We start from the raw sequence: 18,000 nt of genomic DNA, 5'->3' as shown, positions 1-18,000 counted from the left end.
GAGACTCGAATAATGCTCACTGTAGATAATTTGGAAAAAACGTACGACTCCGGTGATAAAGCACTCAAAGGTGTCTCATTCGAAGTCAGTGGAAACGAGATTGTTGCAATCATCGGGCCGAGCGGGGCCGGGAAAAGCACACTCGTTCGTAGTATCAACAGACTGACCGAGCCAACTGGTGGGCGTGTCTCACTCGACGATACAGAGGTGACTGGCCTGGACAAATCAGCCCTGCGCGATGTCCGTCGCGACATGGGCATGATCTTCCAGGAGTTCAATCTCGTAGAGCGCCTCACGGTCATGGAGAACATACTCTCCGGCCGCCTGGGCTATCTCAGCACGTGGAACGCGTTCCGGCGGAACTTCCCACCGGAAGACATCAGGCGCGCACGTGAGATTCTCAGTCGCGTGAATCTGGAGGGCGTCGAGAACAACCGTGCAGATGAGCTCTCTGGTGGCCAGCGACAGCGCGTGGGTATCGCCCGTGCCGTCATTCAGCGGCCGAAAATCCTGCTCGCTGACGAACCGACGAGTGCGCTGGACCCCGACACCTCCCGGGAGGTCATGAGCCTCCTGACGGACATCGCTCATGAAGACGATATCCCGATCATCATCAACATCCACGAAGTCGATCTAGCGGTCGACTACGCGGACCGGATCATCGGTCTCAGTGACGGTGAAATCGTCTTTAACGGCCCGCCCGACGATCTGGATCAGGCGGCCAGAGACGAAATCTATCGCGGCGGTGAATCCATTGCGGACCGCGAAGCGCCGAGTGCCAGTAGCAGCACCGACTCTGACGACGTCATTGCCGAGCGAGGTGACTAATCAATATGGCTGCTGAATCTGGATCGGCCGTTGAAGGATCCTGGGAGCGACCCACAGTCTTCTACAACAAGAAAGTCAAGTATCTCATCTACGGGCTTATCTTGTTGTTCTTCGCGTATAGCTTCTGGAACCTCCGGATTTCCCCCAGCCGATTTCTGCGAGGGATCGGAGCCGGTGTCGAGCTCGTCTCGAGCATGCTCCCACCAGCGTACACGCCGTCGCAACGGGAACTCCTCATACAGGGTATCCTCGAGAGCATTGTGATGACGATTGTCGCCACGACAATGGGCATCATCGTCAGCGTGCCGGTCGCTGTCATGTCTTCCAACAACCTCTCGCCGAAGCCGGTCTACTACGTCGGTCGCAGCATTGTCGCCGTCACGCGCTCGCTGCACGAGCTTATCGTTGCGATCATCATGGTCAAAGCGGTCGGGTTCGGTCCGCTCGCTGGTGTCCTAGCACTCGCGTTCAAAACGATCGGATTCTTCGCGAAACTCCTCGCAGAGGAGATCGAAGATATCGACCGTGGGCAGATGGAGGCGATCACTGCCGTTGGCGGGACGCCTATCCAGACGTATGTCTATGGCGTTCTCCCACAGGTAATGCCCCGGATTGTCGGGCTGTCGATCTACCGCCTGGATATCAACCTGCGTCACAGCACTGTCGTTGGGATTGTCGGAGCAGGTGGTATCGGGATCACGCTGCTGAACTCCTTCGATAAGTACGACTACCAATTCAGTATGGCGATTATCGCCGTCATCGTCGCGATCGTCATGGTCGGTGAAGGTGTCAGCGCTCTCGTCCGGAGGCGGATCCAATAATGTCAAACAGCACTGATTCCTGGAGTCGGTTCGATCGTCGTGAGCGATTGCTCCGGTTCTTTGGGCTGCTGGCTGGCCTTGTCATCCTCGTCGCAGCCTGGCGAGCCATGGAAGTGAATTACGGCTATGCCGTGACTGCCCCGCGTGAGCTGGCCGACCTCTTCGGCCGGATGTATCCTCCCAATGTGGGATACTCCCGGAAGATTGTCGGGCCGCTCCTCGAGACCATCAACATCTCGATCCTCGGCACGGCGCTGGCTATCGTAATGGCGATTCCGGTCGCGTTCCTCGGTGCCAGCAACACGACGCCCAACAAGCCGGCGTACCTGCTGGGTAAGTTCATCATCTCGTTTACCCGTTCGGTCAACGTCATCATCTGGGCGCTGATCTTCGTGGTTATCTTCGGTCCGGGGGCCCTCGCTGGCGTACTTGCGATTTCGATCAGGTCGATCGGGTTCACTGCAAAGCTAATCGCAGAGGCCATCGAGGAGATCGACCGCGGGTCCGTCGAAGCGATCACAGCGGCTGGGGCATCGTCCGTTGATGTGCTCATCTACAGTATCGTTCCACAGATCAAGCCGGCGTTCATCAGCGTCGCGACGCTTCGATGGGATATCAACGTCAGAGCGTCGACGATCATCGGGTTCGTCGGTGCAGGCGGGATCGGCGTCCCGCTTCAAACAGAGATCAATTACTTCAATTGGGAAGCAGTCCTGACGATACTCATCTCGATTCTGGGCCTTGTGCTCATCAGTGAAGCCATCTCAGCCTATCTGCGCAAAAAAGTAATGTAGGCGTTCGCCTCCCGCGTCGCCTATTATTCGCTACACTATTAGATAATACTATAACTGAAATATCAAAAAGCTTATACTACTGGAGTATATATAGCCAGTGGGGCCAACGCCAGTGTCTGCCAACCTGGTTTTCCCCTTCTCCGTTTTACGAGTCGCCATCGACGACTACAGCGCCGCGTGAATGTACGACGAGAGTGGCGTGGATGACCGGCCGATTTAACGATATAGTACGCCGGTTAGAACGCACGAACAACGAGTGCCAACACACTGGCCGGTAGCCACTCCGCTACTGGAGGAAGCGGCGTGTCGACAGGTGAATATCCACAAAGGTGCTACATGGGACAACAGCGACTCAGTAGTCGTCAGCAAATGAATGGTGGGCAGCCGGGGGGAGTGGCGTGCACGCACCATTCGAAGTCGTCATCCACGACGACAGGTTCTGGACTCGGGCCAATCGATGAACTGGATTGGATTCAAGGGGAAATGGAGCGAGGACCAGAACCCACCTAACGATATACAGTTGGTAACAAAAATAGTTGTGATATCAGCCTTCCTTCTGTCGGTTCCGGGATACTGTGCGGCCGGCATCGTTCCCTATTCCGGGAGATAAAAATCGGATTTCGACTGCCTGTGTGGGGACGTATTCTTGAGTTTAGCGATTTTGGACGGATTGCAATTGCGAACGATGACGACGTCGTAAGCGTCGTCCGAGGCAATCGATCCGCCGACACTGCTGATACTCGTGACGAGGTGGCCGGCGTTTTCACTCCCGATAAAGACCATTGACGCGTCTTCTCTCTTGGCCATCTTGCGGATGGCTTTCGCCACCGACCCGGCCGGTGCGTACCGATCCACGACTGTATGTCGGAAATCGGAACTCGGACACAGTTCTATCACCTGCTCGTGCAGTGAGCTGACAACGCTCTCCAAGTCGAATCCTTCGTTCGGCCCGATCCAGTCGTGTTCCCGAGCGTACTCTGCATTCCCGTTCCGGACGACACTGACGGCCAGCACGTCCTCTTCGAAGACGTTGCCGAACTCCGTTGCCCGGACGAGTGCTGCCTCTGCTAATTCGGAGCCGTCAAACGGCACAACGAGAGTCATATACTGACTACCAGACAAGCAGGCAAGTAACACCCCATCCATTCTTACACAGCGGGAAACCAACACCAGACTCTACGAGCCAGCCCTTTGAGAACCGAGAGGACCGCACACAGAGCGGAGCCTATAATTTTCGAGAGCAATGCCGGTAAACAGGCCACCTATCGACCCGCCTGAAACGATGACAGACAGAGAGTCGGCTGGTTCATTGGCAAGCTCGTGAGCCACGGTCCTCTTCAGCGCTTGTCGTGTGACAGGCCTCTGTTCCGACAGTAGGTGATAGTACTGCGCTCAAATATTACTTCTGTGGGGCGCTACTGAAGCACCTTCGTAGCTTCTGCCGTAACTCTTCTCGTAGCAATACCGGTGGTGGTATCGCACTGAGTCGGATTATTAATAGTAGACGACACGAAACGGGACGTATGCGAGTCGCGGCAGTTGGTATCGGTGGTGCCGGTGGCCGAATCGTTGAGCGACTGTGGCAGGACAGCGAACGCCGCGAAGCGCCGTATCTCGGCGCAGCCTGTGCCTTCGACACGGACACCGAAGCGCTCGGCGAACTGGAAAGACTCCCGGCCGACCGGCGACATGCCTTCGGGCTCTCCGAAACAACTGGGACCGGAACGAACGGGGACCGAGCGAGCGCTATCGCCGCCATCGAAGACGAACGGCGCGAAGTTCGCCGGGCGATAGACGAACTGATAACGAGTGATATCGACGCCATCGTCCTCGTGGCCGGGCTTGCAGGCGGGACTGGCAGCGGCGCCACAGCCCACATTGCCGACGCGCTCAGAGCGGTTTACTCGACCCCACTCTACTGTTTATCGGTGTTACCCGCCGGCAGCGACGACGACGCAGCCGCGAACACGATGCAGGCACTCCGGGCGCTGGAATCGACCGTCGACGGACAGATACTGTTCGACAACCAAGCGTGGCTCGGGAGCGGCCAGACGGTCGATGAGGCCTCCGAGACACTGAACGAAACAGTTGTGGCGCGGCTCGGGGCGCTATTCGCCGCAGGTGAAGCGACGGGATCCGACACTGTCGGTCAGAGTGTCGTTGACGCTAGCGAGATTATCAATACCGTTTCAGACTCTGGTTTCACAACGCTTGGCTACGCCAGTCAGGACCTGCAGGCGGACAGTGGGAGCGGGGCCGGGACAGTTATAGACCAGCTCAAGAACCGTTTTCTCGGTGACAGCTCGGACGACGTTGACGAGATAGAGGCATACAACGCCGTCGAGACGACACTTCGCCGAGCGGTGCGTGGCAAACTAACGACACAGTGCGAGCTGGCGTCCGCCGATAGAGCCCTGGCTGTGTTTGCTGGGCCGCCCGCGTGGCTGATTCGGGATGCCGTTACCGACGGGCGGCGATGGCTTACCGAGGAACTCCAGTCGCCGGAGGTCCGGAGTGGCGACATGCCGACACCCGACCGAAACACGTTGTCGGTTTTAGTCGTACTTAGCGGCGTTACAGAACTGCCGCGGCTGGTGGAGCTCAAAGAGCTAGCCGATCAGTCAACATAGAGACCTCTGACTGGAACAACTGGCGGACGCCCCGGTCGAGGCTACTTTGCTTTGGGGCAGTTGATCTCGCCCAGCAACGGGAACGGTCTCGCCGAGGCGGCCCAGAACGTCAGCTCACTGCCGAGAAGTCACAAGCGAAATTGATTTCCATGCGTCGCTGGAATCAGCTTTGAGCGATGTCAGTCCGGTTGGTCCATTACTCTGACATTGAGAACGCCTGTGACGACCCCGTTCGGATGGGTCAGCTCGCCGGAACGATCCAGTCGATCCACGGAGAGGACACAGTCGTCGCTGGTACCGGCGACAACACTGCCCCGGGTGTTCTCGCTCATTACTGCGAAGGCCGTCAAGCGCTACCGTTTTTCCGGGCAGTGAGTACCGATGTGGAGACGGTAGGAAACCACGATTTCGACTTCGGGACTGCTCCCATTCTAGACGTCATCTCGGAGAGTCCACAGGAGTGGATCGTCGCGAACGTGACTGACGGCGACAGTGAGAGCGGGTGTAGTCCTGGCATCGCTGAGTTAGACGGAACGACAGTCCTACACCGAGATGGGCAACTGGTCGGATTCGTCGGGGTAATCGATCCTGCAACTCCCCGTATTGCTCCCACCGGCGCGTCAGAGCTGACCGTGACCAGTCCTGTCGAGAGCGTGCGGACAGCACTCAGTGAACTCAGTCAGACTGTCGATCAGTTCGTGGTGCTCGCACACTTGCGGAGTGACTTCGAGACCGCCGTTGCGGCCGTCGACGGCGTCGACGTAGTCCTCGGGGGCCACGTCCACAGGGAACGCCACGAGATCGTCGACGGAACACTGGTTGTCCGCCCCGGAGCGAACGGGCAAGTGGTCTGGGAAGTCGAACTGTTCGACGGGAATCGCCCGCCGATGGCCACTCGACACTCGACAGCCGAGGGACCTATCGACGAGTCTATGGCCGACACGACCCGCGAGCAGCTGGCCGATGTCGACCTGCTGGAGACTGTCGCCACTGTCGATGACCCGATCTATCGGGATATCGACCGGCGTACCCGCGGCGAGAGTCGTGTTGGCAACCTCGTGGCCGACGCCTATCGCTGGGCGGCTGATGCCGATGTCGCCTTTGTCCATAATGGCGGCCTTCGAGAGGGGCGACCTCTGTCCGGCGAGGTCACGGCTGGCGAGATGGCCAGCGTAAACCCTTTCCGCGGCAAGGTGGAGGCCCTCCACGTCTCGGGTGACCAGCTACGAACTCTCCTTGATGCGGCCTTCCGTCCGCACCGCGATGACGGACGGCTCTGGCATGGCGACATCAGCGGGATGACCGTCGAATACGACACCGAGGCTGGACGGCTAGTGAGTGTGGCTGTCAACGACCAGCCTATCGAGGCCGGTCGCGAGTACAGGATTGCCACCAGCTCGTACGTCGTCTACAGCGATGACTGGCCGATTCCGCGCGAGACAACTGTCGATTCATTCGGACCCCCGTTCAAGACGGTTGCAGACTACGCTCGCCAAGAAGGCCTCACTGTCCAAGTGGATGGCCGGCTCCGAGAATGCTGATCGGCTCAGGCGAGGAATGTCTCTGTATATGGCCCAAAACGACGTTGAATGGCCGCTCAAAGTGAACTGCTATTCGCTGATGAGTAGCGTAAGTGTCTATTTGGGAATGGACAGCAGTTTGCGCGACACTGAGTACTCCACGTCGCGTCAGATTTGAGCCGGGAAAGTAGATACGTTTTTACTGATCGATTCCGGATTTCGCACCATGGCGGTAGATAACAACCGGTGTGAAAGTGGCTGTGCTGCCACGCTTCCCGATGTTGTGCCGTTCACCCTCTCTCATTTGACACGCCAGAGTTGGGAATTAGGTACACGCTCTATTCAGGACGAGCAAACGATAGCACTCGGCGACTGGTCCTATCAGGCCGGACAGTGGTCCCTGTCGCTGTTTGAGGTGACGAGCGAAACCGCCATTATCCGCATCGAGACACCAGTTGGTCGAAAGCGATATTATGGGGCGATTCAGTCAGAGCTCCGCACAGCGATGCAAGAACTTGAAGCGAGCCCGGCCTGGCAGAAAATGGTGTGAGTACAGACACTATTGACCGCTGCGCCTAAATCGGGTTCCGCGACAGAGCGCCTGAACACAGGCCTGCCACGAAGCAGCGCGTCGGAACAGCTGTCTCCAGCTTTCAGCACAGGCCTCGATTCGGTGGCTGATTCCGCGGGGCTACTGCTCACCTGGCGGTTCGTAGTCATCCGAGAGGAAGATACTGTCTTGCTCCGAGTCGAAGTAGACTTCCAGTGCCCGAAGTGAGCCGGCATAGGCTGCAATCATTACGAACACGAATCCGAGCAGGCCGGGGAGGAGGAATTCAAGGACCATTGTGCTACGTCTCCCACTTCTTCCTAATAAAACGTTCAGTCAGGAGACGTGGTCCAACTACTCATTCAACTCAGGTATCGTGGCGAACTCGTCGTGGTTGGACGAGAGCCTGTCGCCACGCTCAGTCGGTGTACCAGTACGCCCAGAGAATCAACACGCCCTGAAGCGGTAACCGTGCCCAGCGGACCAGTGCAGACGGCTGGCCGCCGCCAGTGCCGTCGATAGTGACCATAGAGACCGCCATGTAGACGTTTGCAGGGAAGATCGCGACGAGCAATGCGATTGTCGCCCATGCAGCGTATGCGCGCGTCCGTGGTACCAGCAGGCCAGCCCCGACACCGATCTCAGCGACGCCGGACAGATACACCAGCGCAAGCGGCGCTGGCAAGACCGGCGGCACGATCTGGACGTATAGTTCTGGGACGACGAAATGCAGTATCCCAGCAACAATATACAGGATCGCCATCACGTAGCGCAACGGCCGTTTGAACTGCCGCAAGCCTACACGCATCTACGATCTCGTATGGCAGCCAGTGGAAAGCAAGTTGGGATTTGTACTCCAGTGAGCAAACAGAGTCGCTGTCTCTCATCCGGGGAGAAAGAGATTGAGAACGGCCACGACTACGCCGGCGAGGCCCATTCGCGCGGCGGCAACGTACCACTGCTGGCCCGAAATCGAACCCATGTAGGCTCCGAACGCACCCAAGACACCGACACCGAGGCCAACCGCAATGAGTGCCGCCTCTGCCATTGTGACGACAGTTCCTGCGACAAGGAACGGAGTCAGCGGAATCAGAATCCCGACAAGGGGGCCGAGGCCGCTCATAATGGCATGGACGAATCGGGCACCGCGCTGGTTCCGCTGCACGCGGGTATCATCAAGATCCGTGAGCATCGCTTGCTCGATACGTCTGATTTCGGCCCGGGTTTCGGCACGTTCGATTTCCCACACGCTCCAGACCGCAGAGGTCCCGAGTCCAACTGCCGCGCCCAGTCCGATTTTGATCACAGTGTATCCATCAGGGACCCCAGAGAGGACAGCGCCGACGATGATGCCAATGCTCGTGAGCGTCCCGTCAAAGCCGTTCGAAATGAAGTACCGACGGGAGATAGCAAGAACGTCTTCCTTTCCGAGCAGTCGCCTGAAGAATTGTCGAATGGACGCCACAGCGCATCAGCCATCCTGTAACGTCCGTCGATCCGTGACAACAGCGTCACCACAGGCAACCTGGTCCACAGAGTGCACTGACCCGCCGAGGTGTTCGATCGTTTCATCGATTGCCTCGAAATCCAGATCGTCGCCTTCGAACGTGACCTTGACATTTTGCACTTCCTGATCCAGTTCAATCAGAGACGATGTTACTCCATCGACCCCCGCAATTTCGGCCAGTTGGTCGGTGAACGTCAGTAGCGGTGGGTCGTGTGGTTTCAGGACATCGATTACAAGGCGTCGGACTGCTGCCATATCTCAACACGTGAGGGGGGATAGTAAAAATGTGTGCCAACACCACCCTGTCACCGCACCACTCCTATCGAGTACCTGACGGCGATACTGTACATCCAGTATCCAAAGCTGGCAAGAACCTTCCGCAGGCGAGATGTTATTAGATCTCACTGTGTAGGTCGTCGAACAGCGTCTCTGGAGTACCATGCATCTGCAACGACACCGAGCCGGCCAGTTTGCTGCGCGGACGCTGACACAGCAGCGGCTCAGAAGCCACAGTCACGGACGGGTGCAAATAGAGCCCCGGCTTCAATCACCCCGCGACGCCCTCCGTTGCCCAGATAGCTGACCGAGATTCAACCAAGCGACTCCCAGTATGTACGACACCATCCTGTTCCCGACTGACGGGAGCGACGCCGCAGAATCGGCCCTTGAATACGCGCTACAGATCGCAGCCGAACACGAGGCGACCATACATATCCTCAACGTCGCCGACACTGGCCGAGACAGTGTCACCACGATCCGTGGAGAGGTCATCGACGTTCTCGAAACAGAAGGAGAGCGCATTGTGGCGGAAGCCGCACAGTATGCGAAGGATGAGGGCGTTCCAGTCGTCTCGACGGTCCTCCAGGGAGACCCGCACAAGACGATACTTGACTACAGCGAACAGTCCGACATTGACTGCATCGTCATGCCGACACACGGACAACGTGGCATCAAACGAATCCTCCTCGGAAGCGTCACCGAACGGGTCATCAACACGGCGACGGTTCCCGTCGTTGCGATCAACCCCGGAAGAGATCGGTCACTCGTGTATCCGCCGAAGCACGTCCTCGTCCCGACAGATGGCAGCCGTGGCGCGGAGCTCGCAGTGACACAGGGGATTGCTGTTGCGAACGCGACGGGGGCAACACTCCATCTGCTCCACGTTGTCGAGACCGGCGGTCTCGGGCTCGATGCACGCTCTGTCCTGAAAGAAGGGGAGTTGACTGAACGGGCGAACGAAATTATAGCTGAGGCGACCGAGAGAGTCGAGGAAACGTCGCTTGATTCGATCACCACCGCCATCGAACATGGGACCCCGTCGAAGGAGATTCGTGCCTACATCGACGAGCACCAGATCGATCTCGCGGTTATGGGGACGCACGGACAGACTGATTTCAGCAGGTACGCTATGGGTGGTGTCAGCGCCAAAATCATTCGGACATCCCCAGTTCCAGTGACGTGGGTTCGCGAGCCTGACGCTGGATCAGATGAGGAGGTCAATTTGTGAATCTGCCAGCATATCCCGGAGTACGGGTCTGGTAGGTCTCTGCGTGCGCGGGACCTCGGTGGGCCTCTGGATATGCGGGAGTGTTTAGTAACTATGGGTACCACGTAAATCGAATCATGACCACAGACGACCCACAGTCCGGTGGAGGAACGAGCAAGGTCGATGCCGTGATTCAGAAGTACGGTCTTGTCGGGATGGGTGCAGAACTCGAGAGCCGATGGGTTGGTGACGATGGAGAGGAACAAAGCACCCGCGACCTTGCGGATTATTTCAATCAATCAGTGCTCGAAACCGCTATCGAAGGGGTTGACGCCCCGACATTGAGTGGCGATATCCAACAGGTCTATCAGTCACTCAGTGAAGACGACGCCGACGCCCCACTCATACGCTCCCGCCTCGAACAGAGTGGAGTCGATATCGAATCTGTGATGGCTGATTTTATCTCCCACCAGACGGTGTATCGCTATCTCAAGAACGACCGGGGCGCGGCCAGACCTGAGCAGACACCCGCAGAACGGAAGGAACGTGCCATCGACAGAGTACAGCGCCTCCGGGGGCGAACGACCGCTGTAACGAGGCAAACTATCGAGAGTCTAGAAAAGAACGACGCCATCTCGGCAGGCGATTTCAACATCATCAACGAACTACAGGTGCTGTGTGAGGACTGTGGGCGTAGCTACGATGTTGTCGCGTTTCTGGAACAGAGTGGCTGCGACTGCCAGTCCGCATGAGGGTTTCTGCCCAGCCAGGCGCAGGAACGCTGGGAGCTCAGACAGCGGGTCTGTAAGCGGACGGAGTCCCGCGACAGAAAGTAATCAGTCGAGCCTCGGGAACCGGGCGGACTTACAGTCGACGCTACAGAACGCGTATTCCGTGACGTTACCAGCCCTATCTCTGGTAGTGACGTTTCGATACTGGACGTTTTCTCCGATCGGTGCTCCGCAGTGGTCGCAGTGGCGCGTTGCAATCGAGCTAATGACGACCCTGATAGATTGGCTCTCGACACTCTCGGGGGCGGCATTCCGGGCCTGGTCTGCGTTTGCGATGTCCGCTGGTTGTTGGCTACGATACTCCTGCGTGTTTTGTGCGTTCATGATGGTGCTGAGTGTGGATTTGTAGTTTGTGTCACAGCGCGTCGTGTGATGGGTCATCGCGACCCGATGCCGTTGGCCGGTGCTCTGGAGACCAGCCAGAACTGACGTTTTCCACCTGTGTGCGGGCGTTTGCCCGCACTGTGGTGGTCTACGTCAGTTTAAAATTTGAAAAATGTAAAACCGGATGTAGAACGATCCGTACCGATCAAGTGCCGGGACAGCGGGCTTGCTTTCCAAGCCGTACAGTCGACGCCCGGATTCATAGGCGCAATTTCACTGGATGTACACTTAATAATTATGTGAGTGACGTTCACACCCAGCAAGTATCCGGGTTTGCAGACGGCCACATCTCAGTGGATGGGTTGAGAGGAACTAACCAAATGGTTAAATACAATAATTTGTTATGTTGGTACATGGAGCCGGGTTTCCCGACGAGAGAAGCGTCCCGGAAAGCGATGGCAGCAATCGCCGTAGCGACCGGTTATACGTTTTTTACACCGCCTGCTCTGTACCCCGCGTAGACCATCGCAGTCCGGGCAGAACCCCCGCATCGGTGGAAAACGTCGGTGAGTCGATTATCGCGACTGTGGAGTAGTGTGGATCAGTCGATGGGACGAGTCCGTCAACAACGAATCGATACGAACGATGAATGGACAAACTGACGCAGAAAAGTCGCTAGCAACCGGTCGCCGCGCTATGGAAGTCAGCGGCAACACAACCACTGCCGAACTGATTGTCACAAACAAGTCGACCCGAGTCTTGGTTGGTGGGTCACCGACCTACCGTTGCGACTACTGTGGGCAGGTGATCAGCGAACAGATGAGGTACAGCGGTCTAACGATACGAGACTCAGACGGAGAGATAACAGAGCATTTTTTCTGTGAAGAGGAATGCATGACATCGCAGTACCCCAATATCTGAGATTCCTGTTTGGATTTCGGCTGTTACAGACCTCAAATATACGATCCTGTCGAAGATACTGCAAGATATTCATATTATAACCTGTATAGAAGATAATCAAATAATCACAATTCACGAAATAGGACTGGTTTCCCATGTATTCGTCCCAGAAATAGTTTGAGTGCCCCGGTTCTATCCGGATTCGCCACACAGATACACTATTTTGCCGTTCTGCTGGATTGTTTGATATATAAATTTCCCCTGAGTGTTAATATTCAATGATATAACATAAGGGATGGGTTTAGGTGTGTCCACGAGCCATGAGATGGCATGACATACTACAACGACAGCAAGGGGATCCTGTACGAAGAGTTACCAACAGACGTACCGAGACCCGAAGAAGACAGCAAGCTACGCACCAGTGACGGCAGCGCAACCAAAACAGTCGCAAACGACTGATACTGGTTCGTAGCCGACATCCGCCGTTGGGCCTGTCTGGGGGCGTACATGGCCAGCAAGGAAGATGTGGAGTTCGCTAGCGGCGGTCTGTTCCGGAGTTACGGCTTCGAGGCAGCAGAGAGTTTCGTATGGGCCATAATTGAGTGGCGTCTCTCACAATTTGGACGTAGATAGAGGGACCGAAGTCTCAATTCGGTCAGTCAGTTGCGTTTATGTATCGCTTTCCCTCTTGCGTTCTGTGCAGCTTCCATTACTGATTCACTTAGTGTTGGATGCGTGTGGACCGTGGAGCCGATGTCTTGAAGCTTTGCACCCATTTCGATCATTGCTGCGATTTCTGCAATCAACTCGGATGCCTCCGGACCGACAATCTGTGCACCGATCACGCGTTCGGTCTCTTTTGCGGCGACAATTCGGACAAAGCCGTCCGTCCGGTTTGCTGTTAGTGCCCGGCCAGACGCCTGAAACTGGAACTTACCTGTAACTGGCGTAATACCCTCGTTCGCTGCTTGGGTCGTGGTGAGCCCGACAGTTCCGATTTCCGGCTCGGTAAACACGGCAGCCGGGAGGGCCTGATAATCGACTGCCGCGGGTTCGCCGGCGATTACTTCCGCCGCAACTTCCCCTTCTTTCGATCCCTTGTGCGCGAGCATCGGTTCACCAGCAACGTCACCGACCGCGAAAATATGCTCCTTGTTCGTCCGGCACCTGCTATCCGTTGGAATGAACCCCTGAGAATTGGTTTCGACGCCAGCGGCATCGATACTGAGCGTGTCAGTCACCGGACGTCGGCCGACAGCGACCAGTATTTTTTCGGCGGTGATCTCTACATCGCTATCATCTGCCGCTTCGTCGGCGGGGACAGCAGTCAGAACGGCCTTGTCACCAGACGCCGCCCAGCTATCCGCAGTGTACCCGAAATGGAAATCCACACCGAGATTCTCCGCTCGCTGGCGGACTACCGAAGCAATGTCTCGCTCATAGCTGGGAAGCGCTTGCTCCAGCATCTCAATGACCGTGACGTCGCTTCCAAGTCGGCTGTAGACGGTCGCCAGCTCCATGCCGATGTATCCGGCTCCAACGATTGCGAGTTCGTCGGGTACTGTTTCGAGGGACAGAGCGCCGGCGGAGGAAACGATATACTCGTCATCGAAGTCGAATCCCGGGATTGCAACCGGTCTGGACCCTGTCGCGATGATGCAGCGTTCGAATTTCAGCGATTCAGACCCCTGTCCCTCACCCTGATGGACGATTCTGATCTTGTTTTCAGCAGCAAATTCGGCAGTCCCTTGCAGCAGGTTCACGCCAGCTGCCGTACACAGTTGTTCGATACCGCTTGTTAATTGATCGACGACGCCGTCTTTCCAGTCCATCATCTCGTCAAGCGCAACCGTCGGGTCTGCGTAAATTCCCAGTTCCTCCGAGTTGCCCGCCTTCGAAGCCAGTTTTGAACCGTTTATCAGCGCCTTTGAGGGAATACAGCCACGGTTGAGACAGGCACCGCCATACGCTTCCTTTTCCACGAGCGTGACATCGAGGTCAAGCTGTGCAGCGCGGATTGCGGCGGCGTATCCGCCGGGACCCGCCCCAATAACCAGTACGTCAGTCGACGTAGTTACATCTCCGACAACCATTATTCTAGTAGTAGCAGATTTGGATTTCGCAGGTATTTCTGTACGGCATTCGTGAACTGGGCGGCGTCTGCGCCGTCAAGCACTCGGTGGTCGAACGACAGCGAGAGGGTCATGACGTGGCGGGGTTCTATCGTCTCCTCACCATCACTTTCGACGACTCGTGGCTTCTTTTTTATTTCTCCCAGTGCCAGGATGGCGCTCTCCGGTTGGTTGATGATCGGGGTCCCGTACTCCCCGCCTATTCCGCCGATGTTCGAGATGGTAAATGTCCCGCCACGCATTTCTTCCGGCGAAAGACTCCGTTCTCTGGCCTTCTGAGTCTTTTCGTAGGTTTCAGCGGCGACTTCGAGCAGGCCCTTCGTATCGACATCCTCGACGACAGGAACCAGCAGGCCGTCATCAGTCGCCGTTGCGACACCGATATTGTAGTACTGTTTCTCGACGATCTCCTCGTTTGCTTCGTCGAGAGAGACGTTTACCTGTGGGTTCTCTTGTAAGGCCGCGGCGCACGCTTTCATCACGAACGGCAGATACGTCAGTCGGATATCGTGCTCCTCGGCCTCCTGTTTGAGGTCCGAGCGGGCGTCGACCAGAGCGGTGACATCGACCTCGTCCTGATGGGTGACGTGCGGGGCCGTGTATTTCGACGATGTCATCGCCGATCCAATCGACTGCCTGATCCCGTTGTACGGTTTCCGAGATTCCGGGCGCGCTGGCTCGTCTGTCGCTTCTCTCTTGGTTACCGCTTCTCGATCCGTTTTCTGTGCCTCTGCGTACTCCCGGACCGTTTCGAGCGTGACAAAGGGTTCGCCGTCTTTTCGTTCATCGGTGGGAACGGTATTGAGGTCAATTCCTTCCTCCGCTGCGATGTGTCTGGTTTTCGGAACGGCAACGGTCGTTTCCCGGTCTGCCGTTTCTTGCATCTGTGCCGAACTGACAGACTGCGCCGGGGCTGGCTGCTGTTCTCGTTGCTTTGCAGCCGCGGTCTGGTGACTTGAACGTTCCTGAGTTGAGGACTCGCTCGCGTACGCGCGGACATCCGATTCCGTTATACGCCCGGGAGACGAATCTGCAATGCTGGAAATATCAACGCCTAGTTCCCGGGCGAGACGCCGTACGGACGGCGGTGCGGGGATTTGGACGCTCTGGGTCACCGCTGGATCTGACTGCGCATCTCCGGCTGGCTGTGGTGCAGCTTCGTCATCGGTCTGCTGGCCACTTTCCGAGGTGGCGTCATCTGGAGGCGTTACTTCGGTTCCGTCTGAGTCGGTTTCACCATCTACCCGGAAGACGACAATCACATCACCGACCGGGACAACCTCACCTTCCGTAGCACGGAGTTCTTCGACGACACCGTCGACTGGGGACGGAACATCAACGACGGCTTTGTCGGTCTCGACTTCCGCTACTGGCTGGTCTTCCGAAACTGCGTCGCCCGGCGCAACGCGCCAGCGAAGCAGTTCGCCCTCGGCGACGCCTTCACCGACATCGGGGAGTTCGAATTCGCGTACCATGTTAGAAGTCGACCGTTTCGCGAATTCCGTCCTGGATACGGACCGCCTGTGGCAGGTAGTAGTCCTCTAACGAGTGGAGTGGCATGGGGGCATCGAAGCCGGCGATTCGCTTGATCGGCGCTTCCTGATGCACGAGCGCTTCCTCCTGAATCGTCGTTGCGATTTCGGCTCCCAATCCGCCAGTCTTCGGTGCTTCGTGGACAATCGCGGCTCGCCCGGTCTTTTTAAACGAGTCGGTGATCGTCTCTATATCGAGGGGAGACAGGGTTCGCAGGTCGATGACTTCGGCATCGATGCCATGCGACTGGCTCAGATTCTCCGCAGCAATCAGTGCCGGCCGGGTCATCGCGCCCCAAGTGTAGACTGAGATGTCGTTCCCCTCCCGCCGGACAGCAGCCTCACTCAGCGACACGGCATACGGTTTCGTCGGGACATCTTCACGGAAGGCGCGGTAGATCAACTTCGGCTCCAGGAAGATGACTGGATCCGGGTCGTGGATGGACGCCGCCAGCAGTCCCTTTGCATCGTAGGGGGTACTCGGCGAGACGACCTTGAGACCGGGCTCGTGCACGAAGAACGCTTCCTTCGACTCGGAGTGGTGTTCTGGGGCTCGGATGCCACCGCCGTACGGAGCCCGTATCACCATCGGCACCGAATACTGTCCCTGGCTACGGCTCCGAAGGCGAGCGGCGTGACTGACAATCTGATCGAAGGCAGGATACATGAAGCCCATGAACTGCATCTCGGGAACGGGCTTCATGCCGGTCTGGGCAAGTCCAATCGAAGCCCCGATAATTCCGGCTTCTGCCAGTGGCGTGTCGATGACGCGGTCTTCACCGAACTCCTCGTAGAGCTGGTCGGTCGCTCTGAAGACACCGCCGTTCTTTCCGACATCTTCGCCCAGCACGACGACGCTGTCGTCCTGTGCCATTTCAGTGTACAACCCGTCCTGTATCGCCTCCACGAGAGCGAGACGCTGAACCGTTTGCCCCGACTGCGTGCTGGCTGTCGAACTCATTCCAGCACCTCCGAGAACGCGCCGTCGTCGTACTTTTCCCGCAGTCGGTTCAGTTCGTCCCGCTGTTCTTCGAGTCGTGCCGGAACGTCGTCGTACACGTGCTCAACGATGTTGTCCGGACTCGTCTCCGTCTGTTCGGCTGTCTCTATCGCTTCGCTGACCGCCTGTTCGATTCGGTCTTGGATCTCACTTTCGAGGTCCGAATCGAGGATATCCTCGTTGTAGAGGTACTTTTCGATGCGGTCCACTGGGTCGCGGTCTCGCCAGGCCTCCTCCTCCGATTCGTCTCTGTAAACGGACGGGTCATCCGCAGTGGTGTGAGCGCCGAAGCGATACTGGACAGATTCGATAAGCGTTGGCCGCAGCTCACCGGGAGCCGGATTCCGAGCTTTCTCCAGTGCCTCACTGGTGACTTTGTAGACCGCGAGCGGGTCCAGCCCGTCGACACGAACGCTGTCGATACCGTATGCCTGTGCCTTTGTAGCGATGGTTTCGCTCGCAGTCTGTCGCTCTCGCGGGACCGAAATCGCCCATTGATTGTTGTTACAGACGAACACAGCAGGGACGTCGAATACACCGGCGAAATTCAGTCCTTCGTGGAAGTCTCCTTCGGAGGTCGCACCATCACCGAGGTGACACAGGACGGCCGTATCGGTCTTTCCCTGTAGCTTGTGTCCCCAGGCCATTCCCATAGCCTGCGGAACCTGAGTCGCTATCGGAATATACTCAGGCATCACGTTGACATCTTCAGGGATTGCATATCCGTCCCGATAGCCTCGCAGTGGTTCGAAGAGGGATGCCAGCTCCATTCCGTGAGCGTACTTTGCCGCGTGCTCTCTGTAAGTTGGGAACAGCCAGTCTTGCTCGGCAAGCGCCATGCTCGTGGCGACCTGTGACCCCTCCTGCCCGGTCATTGGTGCGTACGTCGCCAGTCGTCCCTGTCGCTGGAAGCTGATCGCCCGCTGATCGAAGTGACGGGCGAGCTTGATTGTCTCATACAGCTCAAGTAACTCCCTGTCTGAGAGATCCGGGACAGACGCCTGCGGTAATACGTTGCCTTCAGCATCCAGTACCTGGACTAGCTCCGAGTCTTGTCTGACGGGCGCTGGCAAGTCCGTGTTTCCTGCTTCGTTTTTCATGTTCATTGTTTTCGATGATGTTTGTATATTCGATAGACGCTCCCTCGACAGACCCTGAGAACCCGAACAGCCGCTGGGTACAGCT

The 18,000-nt window shown here is 57.2% G+C and carries 19 protein-coding genes; 9 read left to right on the top strand and 10 right to left on the bottom strand.

Annotated elements, in window-relative coordinates:
* The first annotated feature begins 12 nt into the window (after positions 1–12).
* The 3 genes from phnC to phnE (AMS69_RS09460) are packed head-to-tail and all read left to right on the top strand — an operon-like array spanning position 13 to position 2,443.
* Positions 13–828 (top strand): phosphonate ABC transporter ATP-binding protein, encoded by an 816-nt coding sequence (phnC, locus tag AMS69_RS09470; protein ID WP_053967805.1) that lies wholly within the window; start codon positions 13–15, stop codon positions 826–828.
* A 5-nt stretch (positions 829–833) separates the two neighbouring features.
* A complete protein-coding gene (gene phnE / locus AMS69_RS09465) occupies positions 834–1,649 on the top strand; it encodes a phosphonate ABC transporter, permease protein PhnE (protein WP_053967804.1) in 816 nt (271 codons plus the stop codon).
* Complete coding sequence (gene phnE, locus AMS69_RS09460; RefSeq protein WP_053967803.1) at positions 1,649–2,443, top strand: phosphonate ABC transporter, permease protein PhnE; 795 nt, start codon at positions 1,649–1,651, stop codon at positions 2,441–2,443. The genes phnE (AMS69_RS09465) and phnE (AMS69_RS09460) overlap by 1 nt, the downstream gene beginning before the upstream one ends.
* Positions 2,444–3,037: 594 nt before the next feature.
* Here the strand turns inward: phnE (AMS69_RS09460) and AMS69_RS09455 are convergent.
* Positions 3,038–3,547, bottom strand: coding sequence for a universal stress protein (locus AMS69_RS09455; protein WP_053967802.1), 510 nt, complete (start codon positions 3,545–3,547; stop codon positions 3,038–3,040).
* Positions 3,548–3,966: 419 nt separating this feature from the next.
* Between AMS69_RS09455 and AMS69_RS09450 the strand changes: the two genes are divergently transcribed.
* The 3 genes from AMS69_RS09450 to AMS69_RS09440 all read left to right on the top strand — a co-directional run bounded on the left by AMS69_RS09450 (position 3,967) and on the right by AMS69_RS09440 (position 7,143).
* Entirely contained in the window at positions 3,967–5,073 is a 1,107-nt protein-coding gene (locus AMS69_RS09450) for a tubulin/FtsZ family protein (RefSeq protein WP_053967801.1), read from the top strand.
* Positions 5,074–5,249: 176 nt separating this feature from the next.
* Positions 5,250–6,614, top strand: a complete 1,365-nt coding sequence (locus tag AMS69_RS09445; RefSeq protein ID WP_053967800.1) for a bifunctional metallophosphatase/5'-nucleotidase — start codon at positions 5,250–5,252, stop codon at positions 6,612–6,614.
* A gap of 205 nt (positions 6,615–6,819) precedes the next feature.
* Positions 6,820–7,143: a hypothetical protein gene (locus AMS69_RS09440; RefSeq protein ID WP_053967799.1), complete on the top strand. Its 324-nt coding sequence runs from the start codon at positions 6,820–6,822 to the stop codon at positions 7,141–7,143.
* 141 nt (positions 7,144–7,284) lie between these two features.
* Here AMS69_RS09440 and AMS69_RS20605 read toward each other — a convergent pair whose 3' ends face one another.
* The 4 genes from AMS69_RS20605 to AMS69_RS09425 form a co-directional block, all read right to left on the bottom strand.
* Positions 7,285–7,440 carry a hypothetical protein gene (locus AMS69_RS20605; protein WP_170084207.1) on the bottom strand — a complete coding sequence of 52 codons (156 nt, stop codon included), beginning with the start codon at positions 7,438–7,440 and terminating at the stop codon, positions 7,285–7,287.
* Positions 7,441–7,561: 121 nt separating this feature from the next.
* Entirely contained in the window at positions 7,562–7,951 is a 390-nt protein-coding gene (locus tag AMS69_RS09435) for a DoxX family protein (protein ID WP_053967798.1), read from the bottom strand.
* Positions 7,952–8,026: 75 nt separating this feature from the next.
* Positions 8,027–8,608, bottom strand: coding sequence for a VIT1/CCC1 transporter family protein (locus tag AMS69_RS09430; protein WP_053967797.1), 582 nt, complete (start codon positions 8,606–8,608; stop codon positions 8,027–8,029).
* Between the two features lie 6 nt (positions 8,609–8,614).
* Positions 8,615–8,905 carry a DUF211 domain-containing protein gene (locus AMS69_RS09425; RefSeq protein ID WP_053967796.1) on the bottom strand — a complete coding sequence of 97 codons (291 nt, stop codon included), beginning with the start codon at positions 8,903–8,905 and terminating at the stop codon, positions 8,615–8,617.
* A gap of 355 nt (positions 8,906–9,260) precedes the next feature.
* On the opposite strand from AMS69_RS09425, the gene AMS69_RS09420 reads away from it, so the two are divergent.
* Positions 9,261–10,157, top strand: a complete 897-nt coding sequence (locus AMS69_RS09420; RefSeq protein WP_053967795.1) for a universal stress protein — start codon at positions 9,261–9,263, stop codon at positions 10,155–10,157.
* Positions 10,158–10,273: 116 nt separating this feature from the next.
* Positions 10,274–10,888 (top strand): rod-determining factor RdfA, encoded by a 615-nt coding sequence (gene rdfA / locus AMS69_RS09415; protein WP_053967794.1) that lies wholly within the window; start codon positions 10,274–10,276, stop codon positions 10,886–10,888.
* Positions 10,889–10,972: 84 nt separating this feature from the next.
* Here rdfA and AMS69_RS21270 read toward each other — a convergent pair whose 3' ends face one another.
* Positions 10,973–11,251 carry a DUF7576 family protein gene (locus tag AMS69_RS21270; protein WP_077067775.1) on the bottom strand — a complete coding sequence of 93 codons (279 nt, stop codon included), beginning with the start codon at positions 11,249–11,251 and terminating at the stop codon, positions 10,973–10,975.
* A gap of 1,230 nt (positions 11,252–12,481) precedes the next feature.
* Between AMS69_RS21270 and AMS69_RS21080 the strand changes: the two genes are divergently transcribed.
* On the top strand, positions 12,482–12,610 hold the full coding sequence (locus tag AMS69_RS21080) for a hypothetical protein (protein WP_274378003.1): 129 nt from the start codon (positions 12,482–12,484) through the stop codon (positions 12,608–12,610).
* 200 nt (positions 12,611–12,810) lie between these two features.
* On the opposite strand, the gene lpdA is transcribed toward AMS69_RS21080, so the two are convergent.
* Genes lpdA through pdhA form a run of 4 tightly spaced genes read right to left on the bottom strand, consistent with a single transcriptional unit; the run spans position 12,811 to position 17,921 of the window.
* Positions 12,811–14,244 carry a dihydrolipoyl dehydrogenase gene (gene lpdA, locus AMS69_RS09410; protein WP_053967793.1) on the bottom strand — a complete coding sequence of 478 codons (1,434 nt, stop codon included), beginning with the start codon at positions 14,242–14,244 and terminating at the stop codon, positions 12,811–12,813.
* On the bottom strand, positions 14,244–15,758 hold the full coding sequence (locus AMS69_RS09405) for a dihydrolipoamide acetyltransferase family protein (RefSeq protein ID WP_053967792.1): 1,515 nt from the start codon (positions 15,756–15,758) through the stop codon (positions 14,244–14,246). Before AMS69_RS09405 ends, lpdA begins: the two co-directional genes overlap by 1 nt.
* Position 15,759: 1 nt before the next feature.
* Entirely contained in the window at positions 15,760–16,776 is a 1,017-nt protein-coding gene (locus AMS69_RS09400) for an alpha-ketoacid dehydrogenase subunit beta (RefSeq protein WP_053967791.1), read from the bottom strand.
* Positions 16,773–17,921, bottom strand: a complete 1,149-nt coding sequence (pdhA, locus tag AMS69_RS09395; protein ID WP_053967790.1) for a pyruvate dehydrogenase (acetyl-transferring) E1 component subunit alpha — start codon at positions 17,919–17,921, stop codon at positions 16,773–16,775. Before pdhA ends, AMS69_RS09400 begins: the two co-directional genes overlap by 4 nt.
* Positions 17,922–18,000 lie beyond the last annotated feature (79 nt).

The organism is Haloarcula rubripromontorii (genome assembly GCF_001280425.1).
GTDB lineage: Archaea > Halobacteriota > Halobacteria > Halobacteriales > Haloarculaceae > Haloarcula > Haloarcula rubripromontorii.
This window is presented reverse-complemented; position numbering and strand designations above follow the sequence as displayed.